Raw genomic sequence first — 24381 nt, 5'->3', positions numbered from 1 at the left:
CACTCTGCAACGAGTGAGCGAGTTGCGCCGCCATGTTCCTCATGGCGGCGCTTTTTTTTGTGGATTTGGAAAGGTGCGGCGGGGGCGGGAGCGAACGAGGTGTCAGGCGGCGCTGCGGCACGCGGTCGCAGAAGGGGCGTCGTCGTCGGTGGCGCTGTCTACCGCATTGTCGGCACGCACGGCAAACGTCTGCGTGACGGCGATGCCGTTCTTGATCGCGGTCATTTCGGCCAGAATCGCCACGGCGATTTCAGCGGGCGTGCGTGCGCCGAGATGCATGCCGACGGGGCCATGCAGCCGCTCGATTTCCGTTGTGCTCAGATCGAACAGCGACAGCCGTTCGCGACGCCGCGCATTGTTCACGCGCGACCCGATGGCACCGATGTAGAACGCGGGCGATTTGAGCGCTTCGAGCAGCGCCATGTCGTCGAGCTTCGGATCGTGCGTGAGCGTGAGCACGGCGCTGTGCGAATCGAGTTGCAGACGGACGATGAGATCGTCCGGCATCTCGCGCGAGAGTTCGGTGCCCTCGACCTGCCATTCGTCCGCATACTCGCTGCGCGGGTCGCAGACGATCACGTGATAGTCGAGCGCGCACGCCATGCTCGCCACATACTTCGAGAGCTGGCCTGCACCGATCACGACCAGACGATGACGTGGCCCATGCGAGGTGATGAGACGCTCGCCGTCGAATTCGACAGATGGCGTGTGGTGCCCCGGGGCCATGCGGACCGCGCCGGTCGTCATGTCGAGTTCGCGCACGACGAGGCGGAATTTACCGATGCTGTCGAGCAGTTCGGGAATGCGCGACGTCTCGCGCACGGGTTCGAGCACCAGTTGCAGCGTGCCGCCGCAGGGTAGCCCGAAGCGATGCGCTTCCTCGGCGCTCACGCCGTAGCTGGTGATTTGGGGACGGTCTTGGGGCCAGTCGCCGTCGCGAATGCGCGCGACGAGATCGTCTTCGACGCAGCCGCCGGACACGGAGCCGACGAGATGACCGTCTTCACGGATCGCGAGCATCGAGCCCACGGGACGCGGGGCGGAGCCCCAGGTGCGCACAACGGTGCCCAGCGTGACGAAAAAGCCTGCGCGGGTCCACTGTACGGCGGACTTCAGCACTTCCAGATCGACACTGTCCATAGCACTTTTCCTTCGCCAATACGCAAGCGGCCGACCGCTGGCCAGGGGGACGCTGGCTACCGACGGTTCTGATGATTTGCCGCTCGATGTGATGCGGCGAGTATATCGCGCCTTGGCTCGCGCTGTATTTCAGCCGATACGCCGGTCGGACGGAGGGGCGGAGGGGGCCGACGAGGATTCGGCACAGCATAGGCAGTCGGGGACGCGATGCCGCAGCCGCGCTCTGACGGGCGGTAACTCGTGTCACAATAGTTCGATGTTCGAGACAACGCCGCAATGCCGCAATATCCAAACGTCGCCACACCGCGATGTCGCCACGCCACCTGACGGCCCGAAGTTCATCAGGCGCAGACGCTAAGGAGAAGGGCAATGGAGCTTAAGAACAGCCGGCAGTTACCCGTCGCGCGCGACGTCGCGTGGATCGCGCTGAACGACCCCGGTGTGCTGCAGGGATGTATTCCCGGGTGCGAGTCGATCGAGCGCGTGGACGACACGACGTGGACCATCGCCATCGCCGCGACACTCGGCCCCGTCGGCGGACGCTGGACCGGGCGTATCAAGCTCACCGACGTGATCGCGCCGACCTCGTACACATTGCATTTCGACGGGATCGGCTCGTCGGCCGGCCTCACACGCGGTCAGGCCGCCGTCACGCTGCAACTGCAAGGACCGATGACCACATTGATGACTTACGACCTGAAGGCGCAGTTCGGCGGCGAGTACGCCAAGCTCGATACGCCGCAGGTCGACGGCGCAGCCGCCGCGCTCGCCAACGAATTCTTCCGGCGCCTGACGGCCGCTATCGCGCCCCACCACAAGCTGAACGATCCCATCGCCGCCGACGGCGAAGTGGCCGCCGCGCTGGCGACCGATGCCGCCATGCGCGACATGCCCTCGACTCGGGGCAAACTCACGCGTTGGTGGCCATGGGCCGTGGCGCTGCTGATCCTGATCTTTATCGTGATGTGGGGCAACCATGCCAGCTGAGTACGACATTCGGGTACGTATTCGCGACGGCGAGACGCCGGTGTTCGGCCCGGGACGTCTCACGCTGCTGCGCGCCATCGATGCGACGGGGTCGATCTCGGCGGCGGCGCGTCGCATGAACATGTCGTACCGTCGCGCGTGGCTGCTCGTCGAAGCGATGAACCACGAGTTTCGGGAGCCGCTCGTGACGCGCCACATCGGCGGTGTATCGGGCGGCGGGGCGCAGTTGACGCCGTTCGCACAGAACCTCGTCGCGCATTACGACACGCTCATCAAAGAAATCCGCTCGCTGCTCGACGCCCACGTGCCGACCTTCGACGCCTATCTCAAAGACGGGAAAGCCGTCGATCCGGACGACGAGTGAATTTGTCCTGAGGCCCCCTCAGGACAGTCGTTCCGGCCCGCTTTCCACGATTCCCCTTCTGCACGCCCGGGCGCGGCAACACCGTTTGCCGCCCGGTATTCCCGCTTGCGCCGTTCGTCACGAAAAAGTTAATTCTTCGTGAGGACTTCGTCATCGGCATCCGGCGACACTGACTCCATCGAATAACACTTCTGCGATGGAGACCGCGATGACCACGATGACGAAGTCAGTGCCCCCTACGACACAGCCTCCGGTGCGTGCTGCTACGGTTCAGCCGTGGTGGCTGCGCGTGACTCACTGGCTCAACGTGCTGGCGGTCATCGCGATGGTGATGAGCGGCTGGCGCATCTACAACGCGTCGCCGATCTTCGGCTTCCGATTCCCGAACGAGATCACCCTCGGTGGATGGCTCGGCGGTGCAATTCAATGGCACTTCGCCGCCATGTGGCTGCTGGCCGCCAACGGGCTGATCTACCTGCTGGCCAACCTCGCCAGCGGCCGTTTCTCCCGACGCTTCTTTCCGCTGACGCCGCTTGGCGTGGTGCGCGATCTCTTCGCGGCGCTGCGTGGCCGTCTGGCGCATGACGATCCGCGTCACTACAACCAGGTGCAACGCGCGGCTTATCTGTTCGCAGTGCTCGATCTCGTGCTGCTGGTGGCGTCGGGACTCGCGATCTGGAAACCCGTGCAACTGGGCTGGCTGCTGGTGTTGTTCGGCAGTTTTCAGGGCGCGCGTCTGGTCCATTTCATCGCGATGTCGGGGTTGGTGGCGTTCATCGTGATTCACGTGGCGATGGTGGCGCTGGTGCCGCGAACGCTGCGCACCATGATCACCGGGCGCTGAGCGCAGCGACTTCACCCGATACCGCAACACGAACGATCCGGACGGCACTGCCATGACACTCGAACGTAAATCCAAGATCATCACGCCCGACGCGCCGGTCATCCGCGACGGCGAGGCGATTCTCCGCGAAGCCCGCACGCTGATGACGCGCCGCGTGACCGAGCCGTCGCGCCGAGCCTTCCTCACGCGCACGCTGACACTAGGCGGGGTGGCCATGCTCTCTGGCTGCTCGCTCGACAACAACGCCAGCGTGGAGACGGCGCTCACCCGGATCTCGCGCTGGAACGATCGTGTGCAGGCCGCGATATTCCGTAAAGACGCGCTCGCACCCACGTTCCCGGCATCGGCGATCACGCGTCCGTTTCCGTTCAACGCGTTTTACTCCATCGACGAAGCACCGACGGTGGACGAGGCCGACTACCGGCTGGAGTTGTCCGGGCTGATTGCGGACAAGGCACCGTGGCGACTCGATGTCCTGCGCGATTTCGCTGCGACGCGTCCGTCCGAACAGATCACGCAACACATCTGCGTGGAAGGCTGGAGCGCGATCGGTCGCTGGGGCGGCGTGACGTTCGCGGACTTCCTGCGCCGCATCGGCGCGGACACCACGGCGAAGTACGTCGGCTTCAAATGTGCGGACGACTACTACACGAGCATCGACATGCCCACGGCGCTGCATCCGCAGACGCTGCTGGCGCTCACCTACGACGGCCAGACGCTGCCCCGGGAGTACGGCTTCCCCATGAAGCTGCGCATGCCCACGAAGCTCGGCTACAAGAATCCCAAACACATCCAAGCGATCTACGTGACCAACACGTACTCGGGCGGGTACTGGGAGGACCAGGGATACAACTGGTTCGGCGGCAGTTGATGCGATGGCCGGGGTGCGCGTTTCGCTTCCCGGCTGCGTACGGCTGCACGATTCACGGGACGGACAGGAAACGTCTCACTGGAAATTTCTCACTCTTGGAGCAAACGCAATGAAGACACGATATCTCGCAGTGATGGCCATGGGTCTGGCACTCGGCACGGGCGCTGCTTTTGCGCAGGACGCCATGGGCAAGGGCGATGCGATGGGCAAGGGCGATGCCATGGCCAAACACGACGCCATGGGCAAGGGCGATGCCATGAAGAAGGGCGACGCGATGGGCAAGGGCGACGCGATGAAGAAGGGCGATGCCATGGGCAAGCATGACGCGATGGGCAAGGGCGACGCCATGAAGAAGGGCGATGCCATGGGCAAGGGCGACGCAATGAGCAAGTAATCGCTTCCCAGGGCGAAAAAGTGACAAGGCGTCGCAGCGAGTTCCGTTGCGACGCCTTGTCCTTTTTCAAACGACGCGAACGCGCCTCCCACGCAAGGCTAGCGTGTCAGCGCCACCGACTTGATGAGTAGGTACACGTCGCGTCCCGGCGCGAGTTGCAGTTGATCGGCAGAAAAGCGCGTGATGCGCGCGCGAAGCACGGTATCGGCAGCGTCCCCGGAGAGGGTGGCCCCGACCTCGACCGAGTCGCCAAGGTCGCGAAGCGTGGAGACGCGTGCGCGAAGCACGTTGAGCACGCTCGTGTCGACCGGGACAGACGTCGCGATCGCCACATCGCGTTCGCGCACGAGTATGCGGCAGGCGTCGCCCGCTTCGCCACTCGCGCGGGGTACGCGCAAGCGGATCGTGTCGCTGCCGTTCACGGCAAGCTCCGTCAGGCCATATTGCGTGTCGTGCGAGACGATGCGCGTCTCCAGCACGGTGCCCGGCGATTCGGCGATGCCGTCCAGCGCATCGCGATGCACGTTGAGCACGTCGGCCGGCGCACCCTGCGAAATCGTGCGTCCTTCCTTGAACAACACCACCTGATCGGCCAGTCGCATCACTTCGTCGAGCGAGTGCGTGACGTACAGCACGGGTAGCTTCAGCTCGTGGCGAATGCGGTTCAGGTAGTCGAGGACTTCGAGACGTCGCGCGTGATCGAGCGAGGCCAGCGGTTCGTCCATGAGCAGCATGCGCGGGCAGGACAGCAGCGCACGGCCGATGCCCACCCGCTGCTTCTCGCCGCCCGAGAGTGCGCCCGGACGTCGGTCGAGCAAGTGGCCGAGGTTCAGCACGTCGACGACATGTTCGAGGGCGATGGCGCCCGTGCCTTCCGTGGTAGAAGCGGCGACATCGCGACGTCGCAACCAGCGCCCGAAGAGCAGGTTCTGGCGCACGGTGAAGTGCGGCAGCAGGCGGGCGTCCTGAAACACGTAGCCGATGCGGCGACGCCAGGTCGGCAGTGCGATACCGGCGGCGCTGTCGAAGAGCACGTTATCGCCCACGACGATGCGTCCGGCATCGGGCTTGAGCAGACCGGAGACGGCGTTGACCACCGTACTCTTGCCGCTGCCGGACGGACCGAACAAGGCCGTGACACCCATGCCGGCGGCGAACTCGGCGTCGAGCACGAAGCTGCCGAAGCGGTGTTGGAGACGAACTTCAACCGTCATGACCCATCGCCTTGCGATTGCCGAAGCGGATCAACACTTCGGAGAAGATAAGCGTGGCGACGGCCAGCACGACCGAAATCGCGCACATGCGCCAGACCATCGCGTCACCGTCGGGGACTTGCGTGGCCGTGTAGATCGCCAGCGGCAACGTCTGCGTCTGTCCGGGGATGTTCGAGACGAAGGTGATCGTCGCGCCGAACTCACCGAGCGCACGCGCAAAGGCCAGCACGAAGCCGTGCAGCACGCCGGTCGCGGTGAGCGGCAGTGTCACGGTGAGAAAAGTGAGCCAGGGACCGGCGCCGAGCGTCTGCGCGGCTTGCTCGAGCTTCATGTCGGACGACTCCAGCGCCTGCCGGATCGCGCGCACGAGCAGCGGAAAGCCCATCACGCCGGCCGCGAGTGCTGCGCCCGTCCAGCGAAAAGCGAAGGTGAAGTTGAACCACTCACGCAGCAGCTTGCCGATCGCGCCTTGCGCGCCGAACAGCACAAGCAGCGCGAAGCCCACCACCACTGGGGGCAGTACGAGCGGTAAGTGCAGGATGGCATCGAGCAGCGCCTTGCCGGGGAAGTGCCGGCGGGCGAGCAGCCAGGCGGCCGCGTAGGCGAAGGGCAGGCTGCAAAGCGTGCCCCACAGACCTACGCGCAGGCTCAGTTCAACGATGCCCCATTCTTCCGGGGTCAGGCTCATACCGAGTTACGGACGGGTGAAACCGAAACGCTGGAACGTGGCCTGAGCCGTCGGCGTTTGCAGGAATTTGAAGAACGGATCGGCGTCGGCGCGATTGGCCTGCTTCGTCACGGCCACCGGGTAGACGATCGGTGCATGGCTGTCGGCGGGGAACGTACCGGCGATACGCACACGCTTCTCGGCGTTGGCGTCCGTCTTGTAGACGATGCCGTACGGCGCTTCGCCACGGGCCACCAGCAACAGCGCGTTGCGCACGTTGTCGGCGGCGGCCACCTTGCCCTGCACCTTCGACCAGATACCGAGCTTCTCGAGCGCAGCCTTGCCGTACAGGCCAGCCGGCACGTGAGCGGGGTCGCCCATGGCGAGCTTGCCGTTGCCGATCTTGGCGTCGAGATCCGCGCCAGTCTTGAGGTCGACGTCACCCGAGGTCGTGGCGGGCGCGATCAGCACCAGTTCGTTGCCGAGCAGGTTGGTGCGGGTCTTCGTGTCGATCAGGTCGTGCTTCTGTGCGTAGTCCATCCAGTCCTGGTCGGCCGAGATGAAGACGTCGGCGGGGGCGCCTTTCTCGATCTGACGGGCGAGCGTCGAGCTTGCGCCGTACACGAGCACCGGTTTCTTGCCCGTTTCCTTGGTGTAGGCGGCCGACAGGTCGTCGAGGGCGTCCTTCATGCTGGCGGCGGCGAACACTTGCTGGGCTGCGGCGTGGCCGGCAAACAACAGGCTGGCACCGACGGCGGCAACGCCGAGCGCGCGGCGCAGCATCGTGCCAGGGGTATTCGAGGCTTGGGACGTGTGGCTAACAGTGACAGTAGTTGCGACAGCTTTCACGAAAGTGGTCTCCAGCGTGTGGTGGCAAGGCTGACTCGGCTGACGCGATATTCGGCGCGCAGCGCCGTGAGCCGGCTCTTGGATACGGTCGGGCAGCGAGGCCGGACCTTCGGCTGCGCGGGGTGCGCAACGCGTTATGTAGGATTATATATAACGATGCGGCGCTGTACAGCGATATGCCTTATCACGGCATTCGAATGGCGCGCGGCGCGGCGATGCCGCGTCGCGAAACGGAGAATTCGGGACAATGTGCACATTCGCCGGACATGGCGAAGTGCGTCAGGCGAGGGAAAGCCAAGGGTGCCGAAGGGGGCCGAAGGGCGCCCGTTCGCGTGACGACTGCTAATTAATATATGTAGTAAATCGAAAGGGGCCACGATCGGGCCCCTTCGTCACGTCTCAGGCGGCTGCCGTCTGCCCGCTCGGGCGCAACATCGCCGGGCTGGTGCGCAGCATGTCGAAAAAGCCGTCGACGACGGCGTCGCACTCAGCGCCGAGATCGTAGTCGGGCAGGAAGAGCCAGTCCGACATCATGCCGACGACCAGCGCGTGCAGCATGATCGCCGCGCGCCGTGTGTCGAGCGCTGCAGGCAACTGGCCGCGCTCGATGGCACGTTCCATGTCACGCGTAATGCGCTGCTTGCCGTCTGCGCAGGCTTCGCGCTGACGCTCCAGCACCGAGAGCATCTCGTTCGTGTATTCACACTTGTGGAACAGAATGTCCAGCACGCGACGGCGGCGCTCGTTGCGCGCGGTTTCCTTGAGCACCAGCTTGCAGATCTCGTGCATGCGCTGCATGGGGTCGCCGTCTTCCGGCTCGGTGCATTCCTCGTCGATCATGCGCTCCATCGGCAGACGGATGCGATCCGTCATGGCGTTGAAGAGGTCGATCTTGTTCTTGAAGTGCCAGTAAATGGCGCCGCGCGTGAGGCCGGCGGCTTCGGCGATGTCGGCCAGCGACGTGCGCGACACGCCTTTCTGAGCGAACACCGTCTCGGCGGTGTCCAGCAACAGATTGCGGGTCTCGATCGCTTCTTCTTTCGTTCTGCGGGCCATCGTCGTGTCACAGGGGCAGCGGAAATTTGTGAAATGTCATGTAAACCGCGCCGCACTATGGTGCGACGCAATGTGATTTACATACATTCATGAATGTATCTATAATAGCAGCCGCTTGCTCTATTGCACAGGGACCATTTAAGCTGCCTCCTCTAAGGGATAACTCCCTGACCGGAGAGAGCGAATTGATGAAGCCGCGCCGCCTGATTGGGGGTTAGGTGCGTGAGTCAAGGTCGCCTGATGTCCCGGAGCCTGTTCGACGATCTCACACGAGTGCCAGCGTGCGCGGCCTGTGTCGCGCCCGGGGACGTCTTGTTGGCCCGCCCGTCCCATCCGGTGGGCCTGTCTCCGATGGCCCGCTCAACCGGGCCTTTTGGTATTTGCCGCCCGCCTTTGTGCGACGGGATTGCGGACCGGCCTTCGCCGTCGCAATCGTCGCAACGTTATTCGTCATTTTGTTTGACCGCATTCCATTTATCGGGGGCGTATATGCACGTCAAGAGAAGTTCACTGGGGATGGTCACTGCCGTCGCACTCGCGGTATTGACCCTGGCCGCGTGCGGCAAGAAGCCGCAGCAGCCGCAGGGCATGGTGCCGGAAGTCGGCGTCGTGACACTGCAACCCCAGAGCGTCACGCTGACGACCGACCTGCCAGGCCGTACCGCGCCCTACCGCGTCGCCGACGTGCGTGCGCGCGTCGACGGGATCGTGCTCAAGCGCGATTTCACCGAGGGCGGTGACGTCAAGGCTGGTCAGCGTCTGTACAAGATCGATCCGGCAACGTATCAGGCGGCTTACGAGAATGCCAAGGCAACGCTCGCGAAGGCCGTGGCGAATCAGGCATCGACCAAGTTGTTGGCCGATCGCTACAAGCAACTGGTCGCCGTCGAAGCCGTGTCGAAGCAGGACTACGACAACGCGGTCGCCGCCGCACTGCAAGCCGATGCCGATGTGCAGGCCGGCAAGGCTGCCGTCGATACGGCGAAGATCAACCTCGGCTACACCGACGTGCCGGCCCCGATCTCGGGCCGCACCGGTCTGTCGCAAGTGACCGAAGGCGCTTACGTGCAGTCCGGCGCCGCCACGCTCATGACGACCGTGCAGCAGATCGATCCGATGTACGTGGACGTGACGCAATCGGCCGCCGACGGCCTGCGTCTGCGCCGCGCGCTGGCCGACGGCAAGCTGCAAAGCGCCGGCAAGAACGCCGCCAAGGTCGAACTGACGTTGGAAGACGGCACGACGTACCCGCTCGAAGGCAAGCTCCAGTTCTCGGACATCACCGTCGACCAGACGACCGGCTCGGTGACCGTTCGCGCGATCTTCCCGAACCCGAACCGCGAGTTGTTGCCCGGCATGTTCGTGCACGCCAAGCTCCAGGAAGGCGTGAAGGACGGTGGTCTGCTGGTGCCGCAACAAGGCGTGACGCGTGACCAGAAGGGGCAGCCGACGGCGCTTATCGTGAACAAGGAAGGCAAGATCGAGCTGCGTCAGCTTGTGACCGACCGTGCGATCGGCGACAAGTGGCTGGTGAGTTCGGGTCTTGCCGCAGGCGATCAGGTGATCGTGTCCGGTCTTCAGAAGGCGCGCCCCGGTTCGCCTGCGAAGGCAGTGCCGGCGCAGTTGCCGGGTGCACAGGCGCAACAGCCGGCGGGTGCAAGCGCACCGGCCGCTGCCAACGCTTCGGGCGCCTCGCAGGCCGACGCCGCCTCGAGCGCCAAAGCCCAATAACGCGGAGCCTTATTCATGGCAAAGTTTTTTATCGATCGCCCGATCTTTGCTTGGGTGATCGCCATTGTCATCATGCTGGCCGGTGCGCTTTCGATTCTGAAGCTGCCGGTCTCGCAGTATCCGCCGATCGCACCGCCGTCCGTGCAGATCACCGCGACCTATCCGGGCGCTTCGGCGCAGACCGTGCAGGATACGGTCACGCAGGTGATCGAGCAGCAGATGAACGGTATCGATCACCTTGAGTACATGTCGTCGACGTCCGACGGCTCGGGTACCGCTCAGATCACGCTGACGTTCGCTCAGGGTACGGACCCGGACATCGCCCAGGTGCAGGTGCAGAACAAGCTGCAACTCGCCACGCCGCTGCTGCCGCAGCAGGTGCAACAGCAGGGTATCAAGGTAGCGAAAGCGACCAAGAACTTCTTGCTGGTGATCGGCGCGTATTCCGATGACGGCAACATGACCGACATCGACCTGGCGAACTACATTGCCGCCAACGTGCAGGATCCGATCAGCCGTGTGAACGGCGTGGGTCAGGTCCAGCTGTTCGGTTCGCAGTACGCCATGCGTGTGTGGGTCGATCCGCAGAAGTTGAACGGCTACAACCTGACGGTCATCGACGTCTCGAACGCCATTCAAGCGCAAAACGTGCAGATCTCGGCCGGTGAGCTGGGTGGCGCGCCTGCGGTGAAGGGCCAGCAGCTCAACGCGACCGTGACGGCACAGAGCCGTCTGCAAACGCCGGAGCAGTTCCGCAAGATTCTGCTCAAGGTCAACAAGGACGGCTCGCAAGTGCGTCTGGGTGACGTGGCGCGCATCGAGCTGGGCGGTGAGTCGTATCAGGTCGTGGCACGTTACAACGGCAAGCCGGCCGCCGGTCTGGCGATTACGCTGGCCACCGGTGCGAACGCGCTGCAAACGGCAACTGCCGTCAAGCAGCAGGTCACCGAACTCGAGCCGTACTTCCCGCAGGGCATGAAGGTCGACTATCCGTACGACACCACGCCGTTCGTGAAGATCTCGATCGAGGAAGTGATCAAGACCCTCATCGAAGGTATCGTGCTCGTGTTCCTCGTGATGTATCTGTTCCTGCAGAACCTGCGGGCAACGATCATCCCGACGATTGCGGTGCCGGTGGTGCTGCTCGGTACGTTCGGCATCATGGGTGCGGCAGGCTTCTCCATCAACACGCTATCGATGTTCGGCCTTGTGCTCGCCATCGGTCTGCTCGTCGACGATGCCATTGTGGTGGTCGAAAACGTCGAGCGGGTGATGGCGGAAGAAGGGCTGAGTCCAAAAGAAGCGACGAAGAAGGCGATGGATCAGATCGTCGGCGCGCTGGTGGGTGTGGCGCTCGTGCTCTCGGCGGTGTTCGTGCCGATGGCATTCTTCGGCGGCTCGACCGGTGCCATCTATCGTCAGTTCTCGCTGACCATCGTGGCGGCCATGGCGTTGTCGGTGCTCGTGGCTATCGTGCTCACGCCGGCCATGTGCGCAACGATCCTCAAGCCGATCAAGAAGGGTGAGGTTCACGAGAAACGCGGCTTCTTCGGCTGGTTCAACCGCAAGTTCGACAGCGGCTCGAAGGCTTATCAGGGGCAGGTGGAGCGCTTGCTCAAGCGCACCACGCCGCTCGTGATCGTCTACGTGGTGATCGTGGCGGTCGTCGGCTTCCTGTTCGTGCGCATGCCGACGGCGTTCTTGCCGGACGAAGATCAGGGCTACTTCTTCAACCTCGTGCAATTGCCGCCGGGTGCGACGCAAGAGCGTACGCTCGACGTCATGAAGCAGGTCGAGAAGCATTACCTCGAGAAGGAAAAGGACTCGGTTCGTTCGATCTTCACGGTGACGGGCTTCGGCTTTAACGGCCGTGGTCAGAACGTGGGTCTGGCGTTCACGATGATGAAGCCGTGGGAAGACCGTCAGGCATCCGACCTCAAGGTGCAGGCTGTGATTGCGCGTTCCTACCAGGCCTTCGCCAGCGTGAAGGACGCCATGATCTTCGCGATCAACCCGCCGTCGGTGCCGGAACTCGGTAACGCGGGCGGTATCGACTTCGAGTTGCAGGATCGTGCAGGTCTGGGTCACGACGCCCTGATGGCCGCCCGTAATCAGATGCTGGGCATGGCAGCGAAGAACCCGAATCTGGCGAACATGCGCCCGAACGGTCTGGACGACACGCCGCAGTACAAGGTGGACGTCGACGAAGAAAAGGCCGCGGCACTGGGTCTGTCGATTTCCGACGTGTACCAGACGTTGTCGGCTTCGTGGGGCTCGTCGTACGTGAACGACTTCATCGACCGCGGTCGTGTGAAGAAGGTGTACGTGATGGCAGAGCCGAAGGACCGGATGCTGCCGCAGGACATCAACAAGCTCTATGTGCGTAACAGCAGCGGGACGATGGTGCCGTTCTCGGCCTTCGCCACGGGCAAGTGGACGTACGGCTCGCCGCGTCTGGAGCGCTATAACGGTGTGCCTGCCGTGGAAATTCAGGGTATGCCGGCACCGGGCAAGTCGTCGGGCGAAGCGATGAAGGCAGTGGAAGAAATCGCGAAGCAACTCCCGCCGGGTATCGGTCTGGAGTGGACGGGTCTGTCGTTCGAAGAGCGTATTTCGGGCTCGCAGGCTCCGGCGCTGTATGCGATCTCCATCCTGATCGTGTTCTTGTGTCTGGCCGCGTTGTACGAAAGCTGGTCGATCCCGTTCTCGGTGATTCTGGTGGTGCCGCTGGGCGTGTTGGGTGCACTGCTGGCCGCCACGTTGCGCGGGTTGTCCAACGACGTGTACTTCCAGGTGGGTCTGCTGACCACAGTGGGTCTGTCGGCGAAGAACGCAATTCTGATCGTGGAATTCGCCAAGGATCTGCAGGAGCAGGGCCGCACGCTGATGGAAGCGACGATGGAAGCCGTTCGACTGCGTCTGCGACCGATTCTGATGACGTCGATGGCGTTCATTCTCGGTGTGCTGCCGCTGGCGATCTCCAACGGTGCAGGTTCGGCTTCGCAGCACGCCATCGGTACCGGTGTGATCGGCGGTATGCTGGCCGCGACGTTCCTCGCGATCTACTACGTGCCGGTGTTCTTCGTGCTGGTGCGCAAGCGCTTCGCACATGAGAATCTGGACACGGTGGAACATCCGGAAATGCGTCACGAGAACCCGGACGCGACCAACGGTCCCGCCAAGGAAGGAAACTGACCTATGAAGCACAAAGCATTGCCGATGGCCTTGGCGGCGGCGTTCCTGGCAGGCTGTACCCTCGCGCCGCACTATGAGCGGCCCGAGGCACCGGTCGCCACGTCGTTCCCCACGGGCCCGGCTTACAAGACGCCCGGCGCGGCGAACCAGAACGGGGCCGCCGACAGCAATGTCGTGGCCGCCGATCTGGGATGGCGTGATTTCTTCGCCGATCCGCGCCTGCAAAAGCTGATCGAGATCGCGTTGGAGAACAACCGCGATCTGCGTGTCTCGATGCTCAACGTCGAAGCCGCACGTGCGCAGTACCAGATCCAGCGCTCGGCGCTGCTGCCCTCGGTGGGGGCGGCAGGTCAGGCGTCGGTTCAGCGCTCGCCGGCCGATCTGTCGTCGTCGGGTCGTGCGGGGATCAGCCGCAGCTATCAGGTCGGCGTGGGTTTCACGTCGTACGAACTCGACTTGTTCGGTCGCATCCAGAGCCTGAAGGATCAGGCATTGGAGTCGTACCTGGCGAGCGAGGACACGGCCAAGGCGGCGCATATCACGCTCGTCTCGGAAGTGGCAACGGCGTACCTCACGTGGCTGGCCGATCAGGAGCTGCTCAAGCTCACGTCGGACACGCTCAAGAGCCAGCAATCGTCGTATAACCTGACCAAGCGCAGTTTCGACGTGGGTACGGCCTCCGGGCTGGATCTGCGTCAGGCGCAGACGCCGGTCGATACGGCGCGTGCGAACTTCGCGCAGTACACGCGTCAGGTGGCACAGGACGAAAACGCGCTGGCGTTGCTCATCGGCCAGCCGCTGCCGGCCGATCTGCCGCCGGCACGTCCGCTCGACGGGCAGGGCCTGCTGGCCGATCTGCCTGCCGGGCTGCCGTCGGACTTGCTGCTGCGCCGTCCGGACGTGACGGCCGCCGAGCACACGCTCAAGGGTGCCAACGCGAACATCGGTGCGGCACGTGCGGCGTTCTTCCCGTCGATTTCGTTGACGGCGAATGCCGGCACAGCGAGCGCATCGCTGAGCAATCTGTTCAAGGGCGGGCAGGGCGCATGGTCGTTCGCACCGACCATCACGCTGCCGATTTTCGCGGGCGGGCAGAACATCGCCAACCTCGATCTGGCCAAGGTGCAGAAGCGTATCGAGATCGCCAACTACGAGAAGGCGATTCAGACGGCGTTCCGCGAAGTGTCCGACGGTCTGGCGGCACGCGGCACGTTGGACGATCAGATTGCGGCGCAGGAATCGCTCGTGAAGGCGAGCGACGAGAGCTACAAGCTTTCGGACCTGCGCTACCGCAATGGCGTGGACAGCTATCTGAACGCGCTGGTTGCGCAACGCTCGCTGTACTCGTCGCAGCAAACGCTGATCGCGACGCGTCTGGCACGCTGGACCAACCTCGTCACGCTGTACAAGGCGATGGGCGGCGGTTGGGAAGAGCGCTCGGCACCTGCGAATGCAGGCACGGCGTCCGCAGCCTCTGCGTCGTGATGTAAGGTTTGACGATCGAGAAAACGCCCGGCAATGCCGGGCGTTTTTCATTGCAGTGCCGGTTGCGTTCTGTACATCGCGTGCGCCGGGCGATTTTGGTAACAAGCAACTCAGTTCCCGAGAGGTTTAGACGCAGGGTTCTACGCTGGCCCCTACCTTGCGTAGGCCATCGTCGCTATCCTTGTTCGCGTTGTATTCGCAACATCCCGAGCGTCGACGCGTGTGCCGCACACCTTGCTGCCAACATCGCCCAGTCGTCGCGCGGGTCACTTATAAGCTGACTGTTTTTCCAGGGAGAGACACCATGAGCGATCTTCAAGCCCGCTTCGACGAGGCGGTAGCCCAATCCAAGACGCTGCCCGAACGCCCCGACAATCTGACGCTGCTGCGCATCTACGCGCTGTTCAAGCAAGGCACGGAGGGCGACGTGACCGGTTCCCGCCCCGGTGCGATGGACTTCGTCGCCCGCGCCAAATTCGATGCCTGGGAAATGCTCAAGGGCAAATCGAAAGACGAAGTGCAGACGGCCTACGTCGAACTCATCGAATCCCTCAAGGGGTGAGGACGGTGTGTGCATCGTCGATGGCCCCTTGCGCTTTCGTGTGACGTAAGCGTCATGCTTAGGTGACGCGCGCTCGCAGCACGGCACGCGACCATCGATGAGAGGAAAGACGGCGACTTCGGTCGCCGTTTTTTATGGCGATGACGGATGCGATGAATGGGCTGGCACGGCTTTGCGTATGAGAAGTGAGGTGGCGCATAACGGGGCGGGTTTTGCGGTGCTGTCCGATTGGTTGGGCGATGGCGATGCGCGACGATGGACACGTCTTCAACGAGCCATCAACAACCCATCAACGAGTCGAGGAATCGCACCATGCAACAGGATCGCCATCACATGCTGCAACGCGTCGGGCATCACACGTCACGCCATGTACAACTGAACCGTGTGCGTGCATCGTCCCCGCCGACACCACCGAGACCGCATTCGCCGCCCGTTCGTTGTCGCCGCGCGATGCGAGGGGCAGCGCTGCTCGACGTCCTGTTCACGATGACCACGCTCGTCGCCGGTGCGCAGGGCTTCGCGCACTGGCAAGCGGCGGGCGGTATGTCGTCGGCCACAGTAGGGGTTGCGCACAAAGTGGTGACAACGGCATTGCCGTCTCCTTCGATGCACGCCGTCATGGCTGTCGAGCGTCAGCCATGACGACATTGCCAATGACGCATCGTCTACCGGCAGGCAATCGTCGCATGCGTGGCTTCACCTTGCTCGAATGGGTGATCGCCATGCCGCTGGGGCTGCTGATCGTGATGGCTGCGACTGCGATCTATCTCGCGGGTCTCCGGTTGTGGCGCGTGCAGGCGGAACGATACGAGGTGAACGAGCGTGCCGCCTTCGCGTTGACCCAACTCACACGTGCTGTCGGCATGGCCGGATATCGAAACTGGGATCCGTTGGAGGGGCCGATTCTCAAAGCAGATCAATCGGTTCGGCCCGGTCTGGGCGATTGGCCTTCACTGCGCGCCAGTGCCGAATGCGCGAGCACGGTCGACACCTGTCCGAAGCGTGGCTGGCAGGGCAGCACGATGCTGGAGGTGCAGTATCACGGTGCGGGCTACGGCGACGAAAACGGCAATGGCAGCGGTGCGGTGCAGAACTGTGGCGGGGCAAACGTCATCGCGCGAAGCAATGGTGATGACCGTAACGTGAGTGCCTTCTACGTCGACAAGAGCGAAGACGGTGTGCCGTCACTGTTCTGTCGTTACGGCGACCGGGGCTACAAGATCACGACGTTGCGCCCTGCGCAGGTGCTGGTCATCGGCGTCGAGGCGATGTACATCCGGTTGGGCGTGCGCGCCGGGGGAACCGGGCCAATGCGTTGGATGAATCCTGTGAAGAGCGCGCGACGCAAACCGCCCAGTGCGCCGGCCGGGTCCGGTGGCTGGGAGAACGTGAGTGCCGTGGCATTTTCACTCGTGCTGAGGGGGACGCCGCGACGTGGGGGAAAACAGCGTGTGGGCCGGACCGTCGAAGTTTTCGATGCGGCGTCCGGTGGTCGAGAGTACAAGTGGCTGACCAATGCCGGCGACGTCCATTTACATGTGTTCACTGTGGTGGCCTACCGGCGTAACGATGGCGGTATTCGCGAGGAGGCGAAATGGTTGGTGTCTTCATCGTGATGTGGCTCGCGGCGCTGATGGCGCTGGCGGCCTCCGGCATGCAGCATCGAGAGCTGGCGACTCGCTTCATCGCGTACACGAACGACAGGGTGTTTGCTTTCGGCGCAGCGCACGATGCACTGCGGGCGGCCCGCGCGCGCTTGGTCGGTGGTGCGGAGGCGCCAGACATTGCTGCGCCGTACGAATTCGACGAGGGGCCGCATGGTGTCATCGGTGCCCGTTACCGGGACGGAAGCCGGGAGCCCAACCAAATGGCGAACTGGATCGGGATCGGCTGGAAGGATGCGCGCGTCGTCGCGGTGAGCAACGCGCGGTACTTCATCGAGCGCATTGCGTTCACCGAATATTTGCCGGACGCGCGGGAGGCGAAAGCGGCAAGAGCCTCGCTCGTGCGCCGATACCGCGTGAATGCGATGGGGTGTGGCAAGTTGCCCGGGACACGCGTCTTACTGCAAGCGATCTATGAGGTCCGCGCGTCTCGTGGACGCAACGCCGCGGGAGTCGCTGTGCTGACATCGTTTTCGTCGCGCAGGTTGAACTGGCGCGAAGTCGCGACCTGGCATGACAGCGCAATATCCACGCGCGTGCCGGGTGCCAGACGTGAGCATTGCGATGCGTGATCGGGCCGGCGCGCCACGTCGGATCGATAGGCGGGACAGGTTCTGCAGGTTCGGTGGGTTCGATGCACGGTCGATGCGCGGCGTCACGCTGATCGAATGCCTTGTGGCGATGGCGGTGCTTGCGGTTGCGCTGTTTGCTGTTGCGCCGTCGATCGAGGCGGTGCGGCGTCGTGTGGCGGTGGAGACGACGGCGCGCGCATTTCTGGCGACGATGCAGGCGGCGCGCGCGGAGGCATTGGGACGACATCGACGTATCGCGATCGCACCGCACGACGGTGTGAGTCTCAACAGCGGTTGGGTAACGTTTGTCGACGAGAACCGCAATCACAGGCTCGATGCGGGCGAGCCGCTATTGGGACGTCATGCGCCGCTGCCGGCGGGCGTGAGCATCGAGGCGAGGTGGGGGTTGCATTACACGCAGGGGCTGGCATTCGCCGAGAGTGGCTTCATCCGGACCGAGGCGCGCAAGTGGTTGTCGGGCACGGTGCGCATCACGGGGCATGATAGGCGCATCTGCATCACCATCAATGCCTACGGTCGCGCACGGGTCGCAAAGCGTTGCGATGCGTAGGCGGCCGTATGGACAAGGGGCGACGACGGGCGTGTCTGCGTGTCTGCGTAAGAGGGGAGGAGGGGAGGAGGGGAGACGCGGGCAGAGGCGTGGCAAACCGGACTAGATGTCCGGCTTGCCGCGACTGCCGGTATTACATCAACGGCGGGGAGCCGCGATCCTTATCTTTGGATTGCGTCGGTGAGGCGGTTGCTGCGGGATTCGTCGAGGTCGCGGGGTCTGTCGAAGCGTCGGCTTGTGTCGACGATCCTTTCGTCGATTCTTGCCAAAGCTTGATGCCTTGCCACGCGAGTACGCCGAGGCTGCCCCACTTGAGTCCGCGTCGGGCGATGCGTCCGACAGGTGTGTGCGAGAGGCCTGTCAGCGCAATCGATGCCACCGAGCTGACGAGCGGATAGCGTTCGAGCAGACCGCCGAGCTTGAGACCGGAGTTGGCGAGGCCACCGAGGCCGCCGAGTCCGGAGAAGCGGGCGAGGCCGCCGGGCAACAGGTAGCGAACCCAGCGGAAGTTGCGCAGGCGCTCGCGAGTCACGTGTGACGCCTGAATCAGTTCGGCACGCTCGACGGCAATGCGCGTGAGCACGATTTCCTTGCGGATGGCGAGGAGTTCGTGACGGGAGCGTCGCGACTGACGCGGGCGACGTGGTCGTTGAGGATGGTTCTGTTCCAGCGGCACGGGCGGGTCTCCTTCAGTCCGGACGCAGCGCGTCGCGGTCCTTTTCGAACTCGGCCAGTGTGGCTTCGAACGGCATCGGGGCATCGCGCAGAATGTTGCGCGCACGCATGGCGCACCAGCTCGCGAGCAAGAGATACACGACGAAGATGCCGGTCATGGCCTGGAGGCGATAGGTGTCCCAGAAGATGACGATGACCAGCGCGGTCAGCGACACGAGGGCGAGAACACCGAAGAGCATTGCGGCAAGACCGAGAAACGCAACGCCCATCAGGCGTTCCTTCTCTTCGGTCAATTCGATGCCGATGAGTTCGATGCGCGACTGAAGGATCTCGAGCAACGCACCGGCGAGGCGCCGCAGCGAAGGTCGCGGCGGGGTCGTGCGATCATTGTCGGTCATGGGCTGGACGGGGCGGCCCACCCGACCCGTCGCACCGGTCAGGCAGGCTCCGCCTTTGGCAGAGTAGGCGAGAAAGTGACTTGTGCTGGTCGCGCTGACTGCGCGTATTCAGCGAGCTTACTTGCGGTTGAGCAGCAGGCCGATCACCACGCCGATACCGGCGGCGATGCCCACGGCTTGCCACGGATGATCGTGCACATAGTCGTCCGTGGCGCGAGCGGCTTGCTTGCTCTTTTCGACCACGACGACCTGAACGTCCGAGGCCTTTTCCTTGGCTTGCTTGAGCAGGGCGAGGGCCTTGTCGCTCAGTTCGGAAGCACGCTCACCGGTCGTGTTGGCAGCTTGCTTGAGCAGGTCTTCGGCGTCGGCCAGTACGGATTTGATATCGGTCATGAACTTCTCCTTGTTGATATGCACTTGCGACATAGTCGTTACCCGTTTCTGGGAGGAAAATGCGGGGGGATGTGCGGCTGATATGGGGGTTATCGTACCGCTTTCAACGCGTCGTTGCCAGAAAACAACAGACGGGCTGCGGTATATTTCCAGAAATCATTTGGAACAAATTTTTTATTCGTTCTGACTAAGCTTAGCATCCTTTAGTCTTGATCCCACTGAGTGAAAGGTTCTCAAGGAGACCGTAAATGACATTGCGTTTGGGTGATATCGCTCCCGACTTCGAGCAGGATTCGTCGATCGGCACGATCAAGTTTCACGAATTCCTCGGCGATGGCTGGGGTGTCCTTTTCTCGCACCCGGCCGACTACACGCCGGTGTGCACGACCGAACTGGGTCTGACTGCCAAACTCAAGGGTGAGTTCGAAAAACGTAACGTGAAAGCCATCGCCTTGTCGGTGGACGATGCGGAGTCGCACAAGGGCTGGATCAGCGACATCAACGAAACGCAGAACACCACGGTCAATTTTCCGATCCTGGCCGACGGCGATCGCAAGGTTTCGCAGCTGTACGACATGATTCACCCGAACGCCAGCGAAACCGTGACGGTGCGCTCGCTGTTCGTGATCGATCCGAAGAAGAAGGTGCGTCTGATCATTACGTACCCGGCAAGCACGGGCCGCAACTTCGACGAGATTCTGCGCGTCATCGATTCGCTGCAACTGACCGACAACTACTCGGTCGCCACGCCGGGCAACTGGAAAGATGGCGAAGACGTGGTGATCGTGCCGTCGCTCAAAGACGAGGCTGTACTGAAGGAGAAATTCCCGAAGGGCTACAAGGCCGTGCGCCCGTACCTGCGCCTCACGCCGCAGCCGAACAAGTAATCGATGGACGGATGAACGGTGGATGTGCGGATGCATCACGTTGCGCCGCACTCACCGAAGCAAGAAACGAAAAAAGCCAGCTCGCATGAGCTGGCTTTTTTGTTGGGTACGCGCCGTCACTCGGTGGATTGACGGCCCGCGACATGCGGCTCGAGAAACGACGCGTACCGAACAACAGAGATACAACCGCAACGCGGAGGCACGGGGCGATCCTCTCGGCCCAGGGAGACCGATGTGTCATCGACCTCCGAAGATCCGAAGAGGGACCGCAGGTCCCCCGCGCTTCTCACGTTTTCTACACTCCCGGAAATCAGAAGAACGCCTGAATGCCCGTTTGTGCACGCCCCAGAATCAGGGCGTGGATGTCGTGCGTGCCTTCGTAAGTGTTGACCACTTCGAGGTTCACGAGATGGCGGGCGATGCCGAACTCGTCCGAGATGCCGTTACCGCCGAGCATGTCGCGCGCCAGACGTGCCACGTCGAGTGCCTTGCCGCACGAGTTGCGTTTCATGATCGAGGTGATCTCGACCGCCGCTGTGCCTTCGTCCTTCATGCGACCCAGGCGCAGGCAGCCTTGCAGGCCCAGCGTAATTTCCGTCTGCATGTCGGCCAGCTTCTTCTGAATCAACTGGTTGGCGGCGAGCGGACGACCGAACTGTTGGCGATCGAGCACGTACTGACGCGCCATGTGCCAGCAGAATTCAGCGGCACCCAGCGCGCCCCAGGCGATACCGTAGCGGGCCGAATTCAGGCACGTGAACGGACCCTTCAGGCCGGAGACGCCCGGCATCAGGTTCTCTTCCGGCACGAAGACCTGGTCCATCACGATCTCACCGGTGATGGATGCACGCAGGCCAACCTTGCCGTGAATGGCGGGCGCCGACAGACCCTTCCAGTCTTTTTCCAGAATGAAGCCGCGGATCTTCTCTTCGCCGTTCTCGTCGGCGAGCTTGCCCCAGACGACGAAGACATCGGCGATGGGCGAATTCGTGATCCACATCTTGCTGCCGCTCAGCTCGTAACCGCCGGCGACCTTCTTGGCACGCGTGGTCATGCCGGCCGGGTCCGAACCGTGGTTCGGCTCGGTCAGACCGAAGCAGCCGATCCATTCGCCGCTGGCGAGCTTCGGCAGGTACTTCTGCTTTTGCGCTTCGCTGCCGAACTCATAGATCGGGACCATGACGAGCGACGACTGCACCGACATCATCGAGCGATAGCCCGAATCCACGCGTTCGACTTCGCGGGCGATCAGGCCGTAGGCCACATAGTTCAGACCGGGGCCGCCATATTGTTCGGGGATCGTCGGGCCGAGCAGACCGATCTCGCCCATCTCGCGAAAGATCGATGCGTCGGTGCGCTCGTGACGGAACGCTTCGAGCACGCGCGGCGCGAGCTTGTCGTTCGCATACGCGGCGGCCGCGTCGCGAATCATGCGCTCGTCGGTGGTGAGCTGTGCGTCGAGCAACAGCGGATCTTCCCAGTGAAACTGTGCATTGCCTGCCATGACCCATCTCCTCCAATCAACTTGACGAAAGTTCCGCAATGCGGAACAATGTTCTGAAATCGAAGTTAGTTTAACACTAAAATTTTTCGCCGGGCAACGGCCAATGCACGCATTGGCCGAATCTGTTTGATCGTGCTCGATCCTGTTTGCCCGGTCGTTCAATGTGACTGTGAAGTCGATGCGGAGTGTGCGATGGCTGTGATCAAAACGTCCCTTTCTGCCCTTACCGGTGCGCCGGCTCATGGCGTGTCGCCGTCGCACGACGAGCGCAAGTTCGTTACCGCGTTGGCGCGAGGCCTTGAACTGCTGCGCGCCTTCGGGCCGGACGACATGCTGCTCGGCAATCGCGATTTCGCGGCGCGCACGGGACTGCCGAAGGCGACGGTGAGCCGTCTGGCATACACGCTCACCGAACTCGGCTACCTGCGCTACGACGTCGACCTCGGCAAATATGCACTGGATGCCGGCGTGCTGGCCCTCGGCTACGCGTTCCTGAACGGCACCGATATGCTGACGCTGGCGCGTCCCCACATGCGTGCGCTCGCCAAGGAAATGGGATGCTCGATCTCGCTCGGATGTCGCGAGGGCGTGGACATGATGTATCTGGAGACGATTCGCAGCGATTCAGCGCATCTCACGCTGGGTCTGACGGCGGGCTCCCGCTTGTCGATGCTGACCAGTTCGATGGGGCGCGTCTATCTCGCGGCCATGACGCCGACCGAGCGCGAGACGATGCTCTCGGATTTGCACGATGCCTACGACGCCAATCCCGCCGCACTGCGCAACGTCGGCTGGGACGCGCTGCAATCGGGTGTCGACAAAGGGATCGAATCCTACAAGCGGGAAGGGCTCTGCTACTCGTTTCGCGAGTGGCATGAAGGTGTGAATGCCGTCGCCGTGCCGCTTCGCGATATCCGTCAGAACCGCTGGCTCGCGATCAGCTGCAGCGGGCCGTCTTCTTCGATTCCGGATTCGGTGTTTCGGGAGGAGATCGGACCCCGATTGAAACAGTTGGCCGCGCGGCTTAGCGGAAACGCTTAATCGGTCTGTGGTTAATCGACTTGGGTGTCGCCCGCAGCACTCCACTACCTTTAAGTCGCACTGCGGGCGACACCCAAGTCGATTCGTCACCTCATCAGATGCGACGACACCAAATGGTCGACAACCGCACCGGGTTTTGGGACATTCGATGGCGGTGATTGTCCGGCCCCTGACGTAGCGACTTAAAGGTAGTGGAGCGGAGTCAGGGGCCGGGCAAGCGCCGCTGCCCCGGGCACGTGACATAGGCGCTAACCGTATTCAACCGATTGGGTAAACGAAAAAGCGCCGTTGCCCGGACATCGAACAACGGCGCTCACCGAATCTAAGCGATCGGTTCCAACCAAAAACTCACAGCAACGTCCGCACGTGCCAAAGCTCGGGGAACAACACGACGTCGAGCATCTTACGCAGATACGGCGCGCCATTAGTGCCGCCGGTCCCTTGCTTGAAGCCGATGATGCGTTCGACCGTAGTCACGTGACGGAAGCGCCACTGACGGAAAGCATCTTCGAGATCGACCAATTCCTCGGCCATCTCATATAGCTCCCAGTGCTGCGACGGATTGCGATAGACCTCAAGCCATGCCGCTTCGACGCTCGTGTCGTGCGGCGTCGGCTTTGTCCAGTCGCGCTCCAGACGCTCCGGCGCAATCGCAAAGCCACGACGCGCCAACAGACGCACCACTTCGTCATAGAACGACGGCGCGTTGAGCGCAGCTTCGACCTGCTGATACAGGTCCGGACGATGCGAGTGCGGTGCCAGCATCGCCGCATTCTTGTTGCCCAGCATGAACTCCAGAATGCGGTACTGATACGACTGGAAGCCCGACGAGCTGCCCAGCGACGGACGCATCGACGAATACTCCGACGGCGTCATCGTCGCCAGCACACTCCACGCCTGCACCAGTTGCTCGAGAATGCGCGACACGCGTGCCAGCATCTTGAACGCCGGCGGCAGTTCGTCGTTGTGAACGGCCGTGCGCGCTGCCTGCAACTCGAACAGCGCGAGCTTCATCCACAGCTCACTCGTCTGATGCTGAATGATGAACAGCATCTCGTTGTGGTCCGTCGAACGCGGATGCTGCGCGTTCAGAATCGGATCGAGCGACAGGTAGTCGCCATAGCTCATGCTCTTCGAGAAGTCGAGCTGCGCGTCGTGCCATTGTGTGGCATTGGCAGACGTGCTGGCAGTCGTGGAAGACGTGGTGGACGTGGCGGACGCACCGCCAGTCGCTTCGCTTCCATGCCCGAACGGGCACCCGCCTTGAGCGGGCGTGTCGGACGTCGGCGTCGTAGTCTTGGGGGACGGCTTGGTCAT

The 24381-nt window shown here is 62.8% G+C and carries 25 protein-coding genes; 15 read left to right on the top strand and 10 right to left on the bottom strand.

From position 1 onward, the window contains the following. Positions 1-102: 102 nt before the first annotated feature. Positions 103-1140, bottom strand: a complete 1038-nt coding sequence (locus tag PAQ31011_RS18585) for an XdhC family protein (RefSeq protein ID WP_150577201.1) — start codon at positions 1138-1140, stop codon at positions 103-105. Positions 1141-1509: 369 nt separating this feature from the next. On the opposite strand from PAQ31011_RS18585, the gene PAQ31011_RS18580 reads away from it, so the two are divergent. The 5 genes from PAQ31011_RS18580 (at position 1510) to PAQ31011_RS18560 (ending at position 4600) form a co-directional block, all read left to right on the top strand. Further along, entirely contained in the window at positions 1510-2127 is a 618-nt protein-coding gene (locus tag PAQ31011_RS18580; protein ID WP_150577200.1) for an SRPBCC family protein, read from the top strand. Next, positions 2117-2491 (top strand): winged helix-turn-helix domain-containing protein, encoded by a 375-nt coding sequence (locus PAQ31011_RS18575; RefSeq protein WP_150577199.1) that lies wholly within the window; start codon positions 2117-2119, stop codon positions 2489-2491. Before PAQ31011_RS18580 ends, PAQ31011_RS18575 begins: the two co-directional genes overlap by 11 nt. 217 nt (positions 2492-2708) lie before the next feature. After that, on the top strand, positions 2709-3335 hold the full coding sequence (locus PAQ31011_RS18570; protein ID WP_425495119.1) for a cytochrome b/b6 domain-containing protein: 627 nt from the start codon (positions 2709-2711) through the stop codon (positions 3333-3335). Between the two features lie 52 nt (positions 3336-3387). Beyond that, on the top strand, positions 3388-4206 hold the full coding sequence (locus PAQ31011_RS18565; RefSeq protein WP_150577197.1) for a molybdopterin-dependent oxidoreductase: 819 nt from the start codon (positions 3388-3390) through the stop codon (positions 4204-4206). A gap of 109 nt (positions 4207-4315) precedes the next feature. Beyond that, the gene (locus PAQ31011_RS18560) at positions 4316-4600 is read left to right on the top strand and encodes a pentapeptide MXKDX repeat protein (protein ID WP_150577196.1); all 285 of its coding nucleotides are present in this window, start codon (positions 4316-4318) and stop codon (positions 4598-4600) included. A 98-nt stretch (positions 4601-4698) separates the two neighbouring features. Here PAQ31011_RS18560 and modC read toward each other — a convergent pair whose 3' ends face one another. The 4 genes from modC to PAQ31011_RS18540 all read right to left on the bottom strand — a co-directional run bounded on the left by modC (position 4699) and on the right by PAQ31011_RS18540 (position 8386). Then, positions 4699-5814 (bottom strand): molybdenum ABC transporter ATP-binding protein, encoded by a 1116-nt coding sequence (gene modC / locus PAQ31011_RS18555; protein WP_150577195.1) that lies wholly within the window; start codon positions 5812-5814, stop codon positions 4699-4701. Beyond that, positions 5804-6502: a molybdate ABC transporter permease subunit gene (modB, locus tag PAQ31011_RS18550; RefSeq protein ID WP_150577194.1), complete on the bottom strand. Its 699-nt coding sequence runs from the start codon at positions 6500-6502 to the stop codon at positions 5804-5806. The genes modC and modB overlap by 11 nt, the downstream gene beginning before the upstream one ends. Positions 6503-6508: 6 nt before the next feature. After that, positions 6509-7330: a molybdate ABC transporter substrate-binding protein gene (gene modA, locus PAQ31011_RS18545; protein ID WP_246179651.1), complete on the bottom strand. Its 822-nt coding sequence runs from the start codon at positions 7328-7330 to the stop codon at positions 6509-6511. 399 nt (positions 7331-7729) lie between these two features. Beyond that, positions 7730-8386 (bottom strand): TetR family transcriptional regulator, encoded by a 657-nt coding sequence (locus tag PAQ31011_RS18540; RefSeq protein WP_150577193.1) that lies wholly within the window; start codon positions 8384-8386, stop codon positions 7730-7732. 489 nt (positions 8387-8875) lie between these two features. Between PAQ31011_RS18540 and PAQ31011_RS18535 the strand changes: the two genes are divergently transcribed. The 8 genes from PAQ31011_RS18535 (at position 8876) to PAQ31011_RS18505 (ending at position 18166) form a co-directional block, all read left to right on the top strand. After that, complete coding sequence (locus PAQ31011_RS18535; RefSeq protein ID WP_150577192.1) at positions 8876-10117, top strand: efflux RND transporter periplasmic adaptor subunit; 1242 nt, start codon at positions 8876-8878, stop codon at positions 10115-10117. Positions 10118-10132: 15 nt separating this feature from the next. Then, positions 10133-13312, top strand: coding sequence for an efflux RND transporter permease subunit (locus PAQ31011_RS18530; RefSeq protein WP_150577191.1), 3180 nt, complete (start codon positions 10133-10135; stop codon positions 13310-13312). A 3-nt stretch (positions 13313-13315) separates the two neighbouring features. Further along, entirely contained in the window at positions 13316-14797 is a 1482-nt protein-coding gene (gene adeC, locus PAQ31011_RS18525) for an AdeC/AdeK/OprM family multidrug efflux complex outer membrane factor (RefSeq protein ID WP_150577190.1), read from the top strand. Positions 14798-15101: 304 nt separating this feature from the next. Then, positions 15102-15359 carry an acyl-CoA-binding protein gene (locus PAQ31011_RS18520; protein WP_039396661.1) on the top strand — a complete coding sequence of 86 codons (258 nt, stop codon included), beginning with the start codon at positions 15102-15104 and terminating at the stop codon, positions 15357-15359. 312 nt (positions 15360-15671) lie between these two features. Continuing rightward, a complete protein-coding gene (locus tag PAQ31011_RS26480) occupies positions 15672-16001 on the top strand; it encodes a hypothetical protein (RefSeq protein WP_174990183.1) in 330 nt (109 codons plus the stop codon). Positions 16002-16012: 11 nt separating this feature from the next. After that, positions 16013-16975: a PilW family protein gene (locus tag PAQ31011_RS18515; RefSeq protein ID WP_174990182.1), complete on the top strand. Its 963-nt coding sequence runs from the start codon at positions 16013-16015 to the stop codon at positions 16973-16975. After that, positions 16954-17595, top strand: coding sequence for a pilus assembly protein (locus tag PAQ31011_RS18510; protein ID WP_150577188.1), 642 nt, complete (start codon positions 16954-16956; stop codon positions 17593-17595). The genes PAQ31011_RS18515 and PAQ31011_RS18510 overlap by 22 nt, the downstream gene beginning before the upstream one ends. A 73-nt stretch (positions 17596-17668) precedes the next feature. Then, a complete protein-coding gene (locus PAQ31011_RS18505) occupies positions 17669-18166 on the top strand; it encodes a GspH/FimT family pseudopilin (protein ID WP_174990192.1) in 498 nt (165 codons plus the stop codon). A gap of 133 nt (positions 18167-18299) precedes the next feature. On the opposite strand, the gene PAQ31011_RS18500 is transcribed toward PAQ31011_RS18505, so the two are convergent. The 3 genes from PAQ31011_RS18500 to PAQ31011_RS18490 form a co-directional block, all read right to left on the bottom strand. Beyond that, a complete protein-coding gene (locus PAQ31011_RS18500) occupies positions 18300-18842 on the bottom strand; it encodes a DUF3318 domain-containing protein (RefSeq protein WP_174990181.1) in 543 nt (180 codons plus the stop codon). Between the two features lie 13 nt (positions 18843-18855). Further along, entirely contained in the window at positions 18856-19239 is a 384-nt protein-coding gene (locus tag PAQ31011_RS18495; protein WP_046292761.1) for a phage holin family protein, read from the bottom strand. Between the two features lie 117 nt (positions 19240-19356). Next, positions 19357-19665 (bottom strand): ElaB/YgaM/YqjD family protein, encoded by a 309-nt coding sequence (locus PAQ31011_RS18490; protein ID WP_150577185.1) that lies wholly within the window; start codon positions 19663-19665, stop codon positions 19357-19359. 215 nt (positions 19666-19880) lie between these two features. Here PAQ31011_RS18490 and PAQ31011_RS18485 point away from each other — a divergent pair, with 215 nt between their 5' ends. Beyond that, the gene (locus PAQ31011_RS18485; protein ID WP_150577184.1) at positions 19881-20519 is read left to right on the top strand and encodes a peroxiredoxin; all 639 of its coding nucleotides are present in this window, start codon (positions 19881-19883) and stop codon (positions 20517-20519) included. Positions 20520-20829: 310 nt separating this feature from the next. On the opposite strand, the gene PAQ31011_RS18480 is transcribed toward PAQ31011_RS18485, so the two are convergent. Further along, positions 20830-22023 carry an acyl-CoA dehydrogenase gene (locus PAQ31011_RS18480; RefSeq protein WP_039396682.1) on the bottom strand — a complete coding sequence of 398 codons (1194 nt, stop codon included), beginning with the start codon at positions 22021-22023 and terminating at the stop codon, positions 20830-20832. A 192-nt stretch (positions 22024-22215) separates the two neighbouring features. On the opposite strand from PAQ31011_RS18480, the gene PAQ31011_RS18475 reads away from it, so the two are divergent. Further along, complete coding sequence (locus PAQ31011_RS18475) at positions 22216-23064, top strand: IclR family transcriptional regulator (RefSeq protein WP_246179650.1); 849 nt, start codon at positions 22216-22218, stop codon at positions 23062-23064. 348 nt (positions 23065-23412) lie between these two features. Here the strand turns inward: PAQ31011_RS18475 and kynA are convergent, their stop codons facing one another. Next, the gene (gene kynA / locus PAQ31011_RS18470; protein ID WP_150577183.1) at positions 23413-24381 is read right to left on the bottom strand and encodes a tryptophan 2,3-dioxygenase; all 969 of its coding nucleotides are present in this window, start codon (positions 24379-24381) and stop codon (positions 23413-23415) included.

Origin of the sequence: Pandoraea aquatica (assembly GCF_902459565.1) — a bacterium.
Lineage (GTDB): Bacteria > Pseudomonadota > Gammaproteobacteria > Burkholderiales > Burkholderiaceae > Pandoraea > Pandoraea aquatica.
The sequence above is the reverse complement of the archived record's forward strand: the minus strand, read 5'-3'. Positions and strand labels throughout refer to the sequence as shown.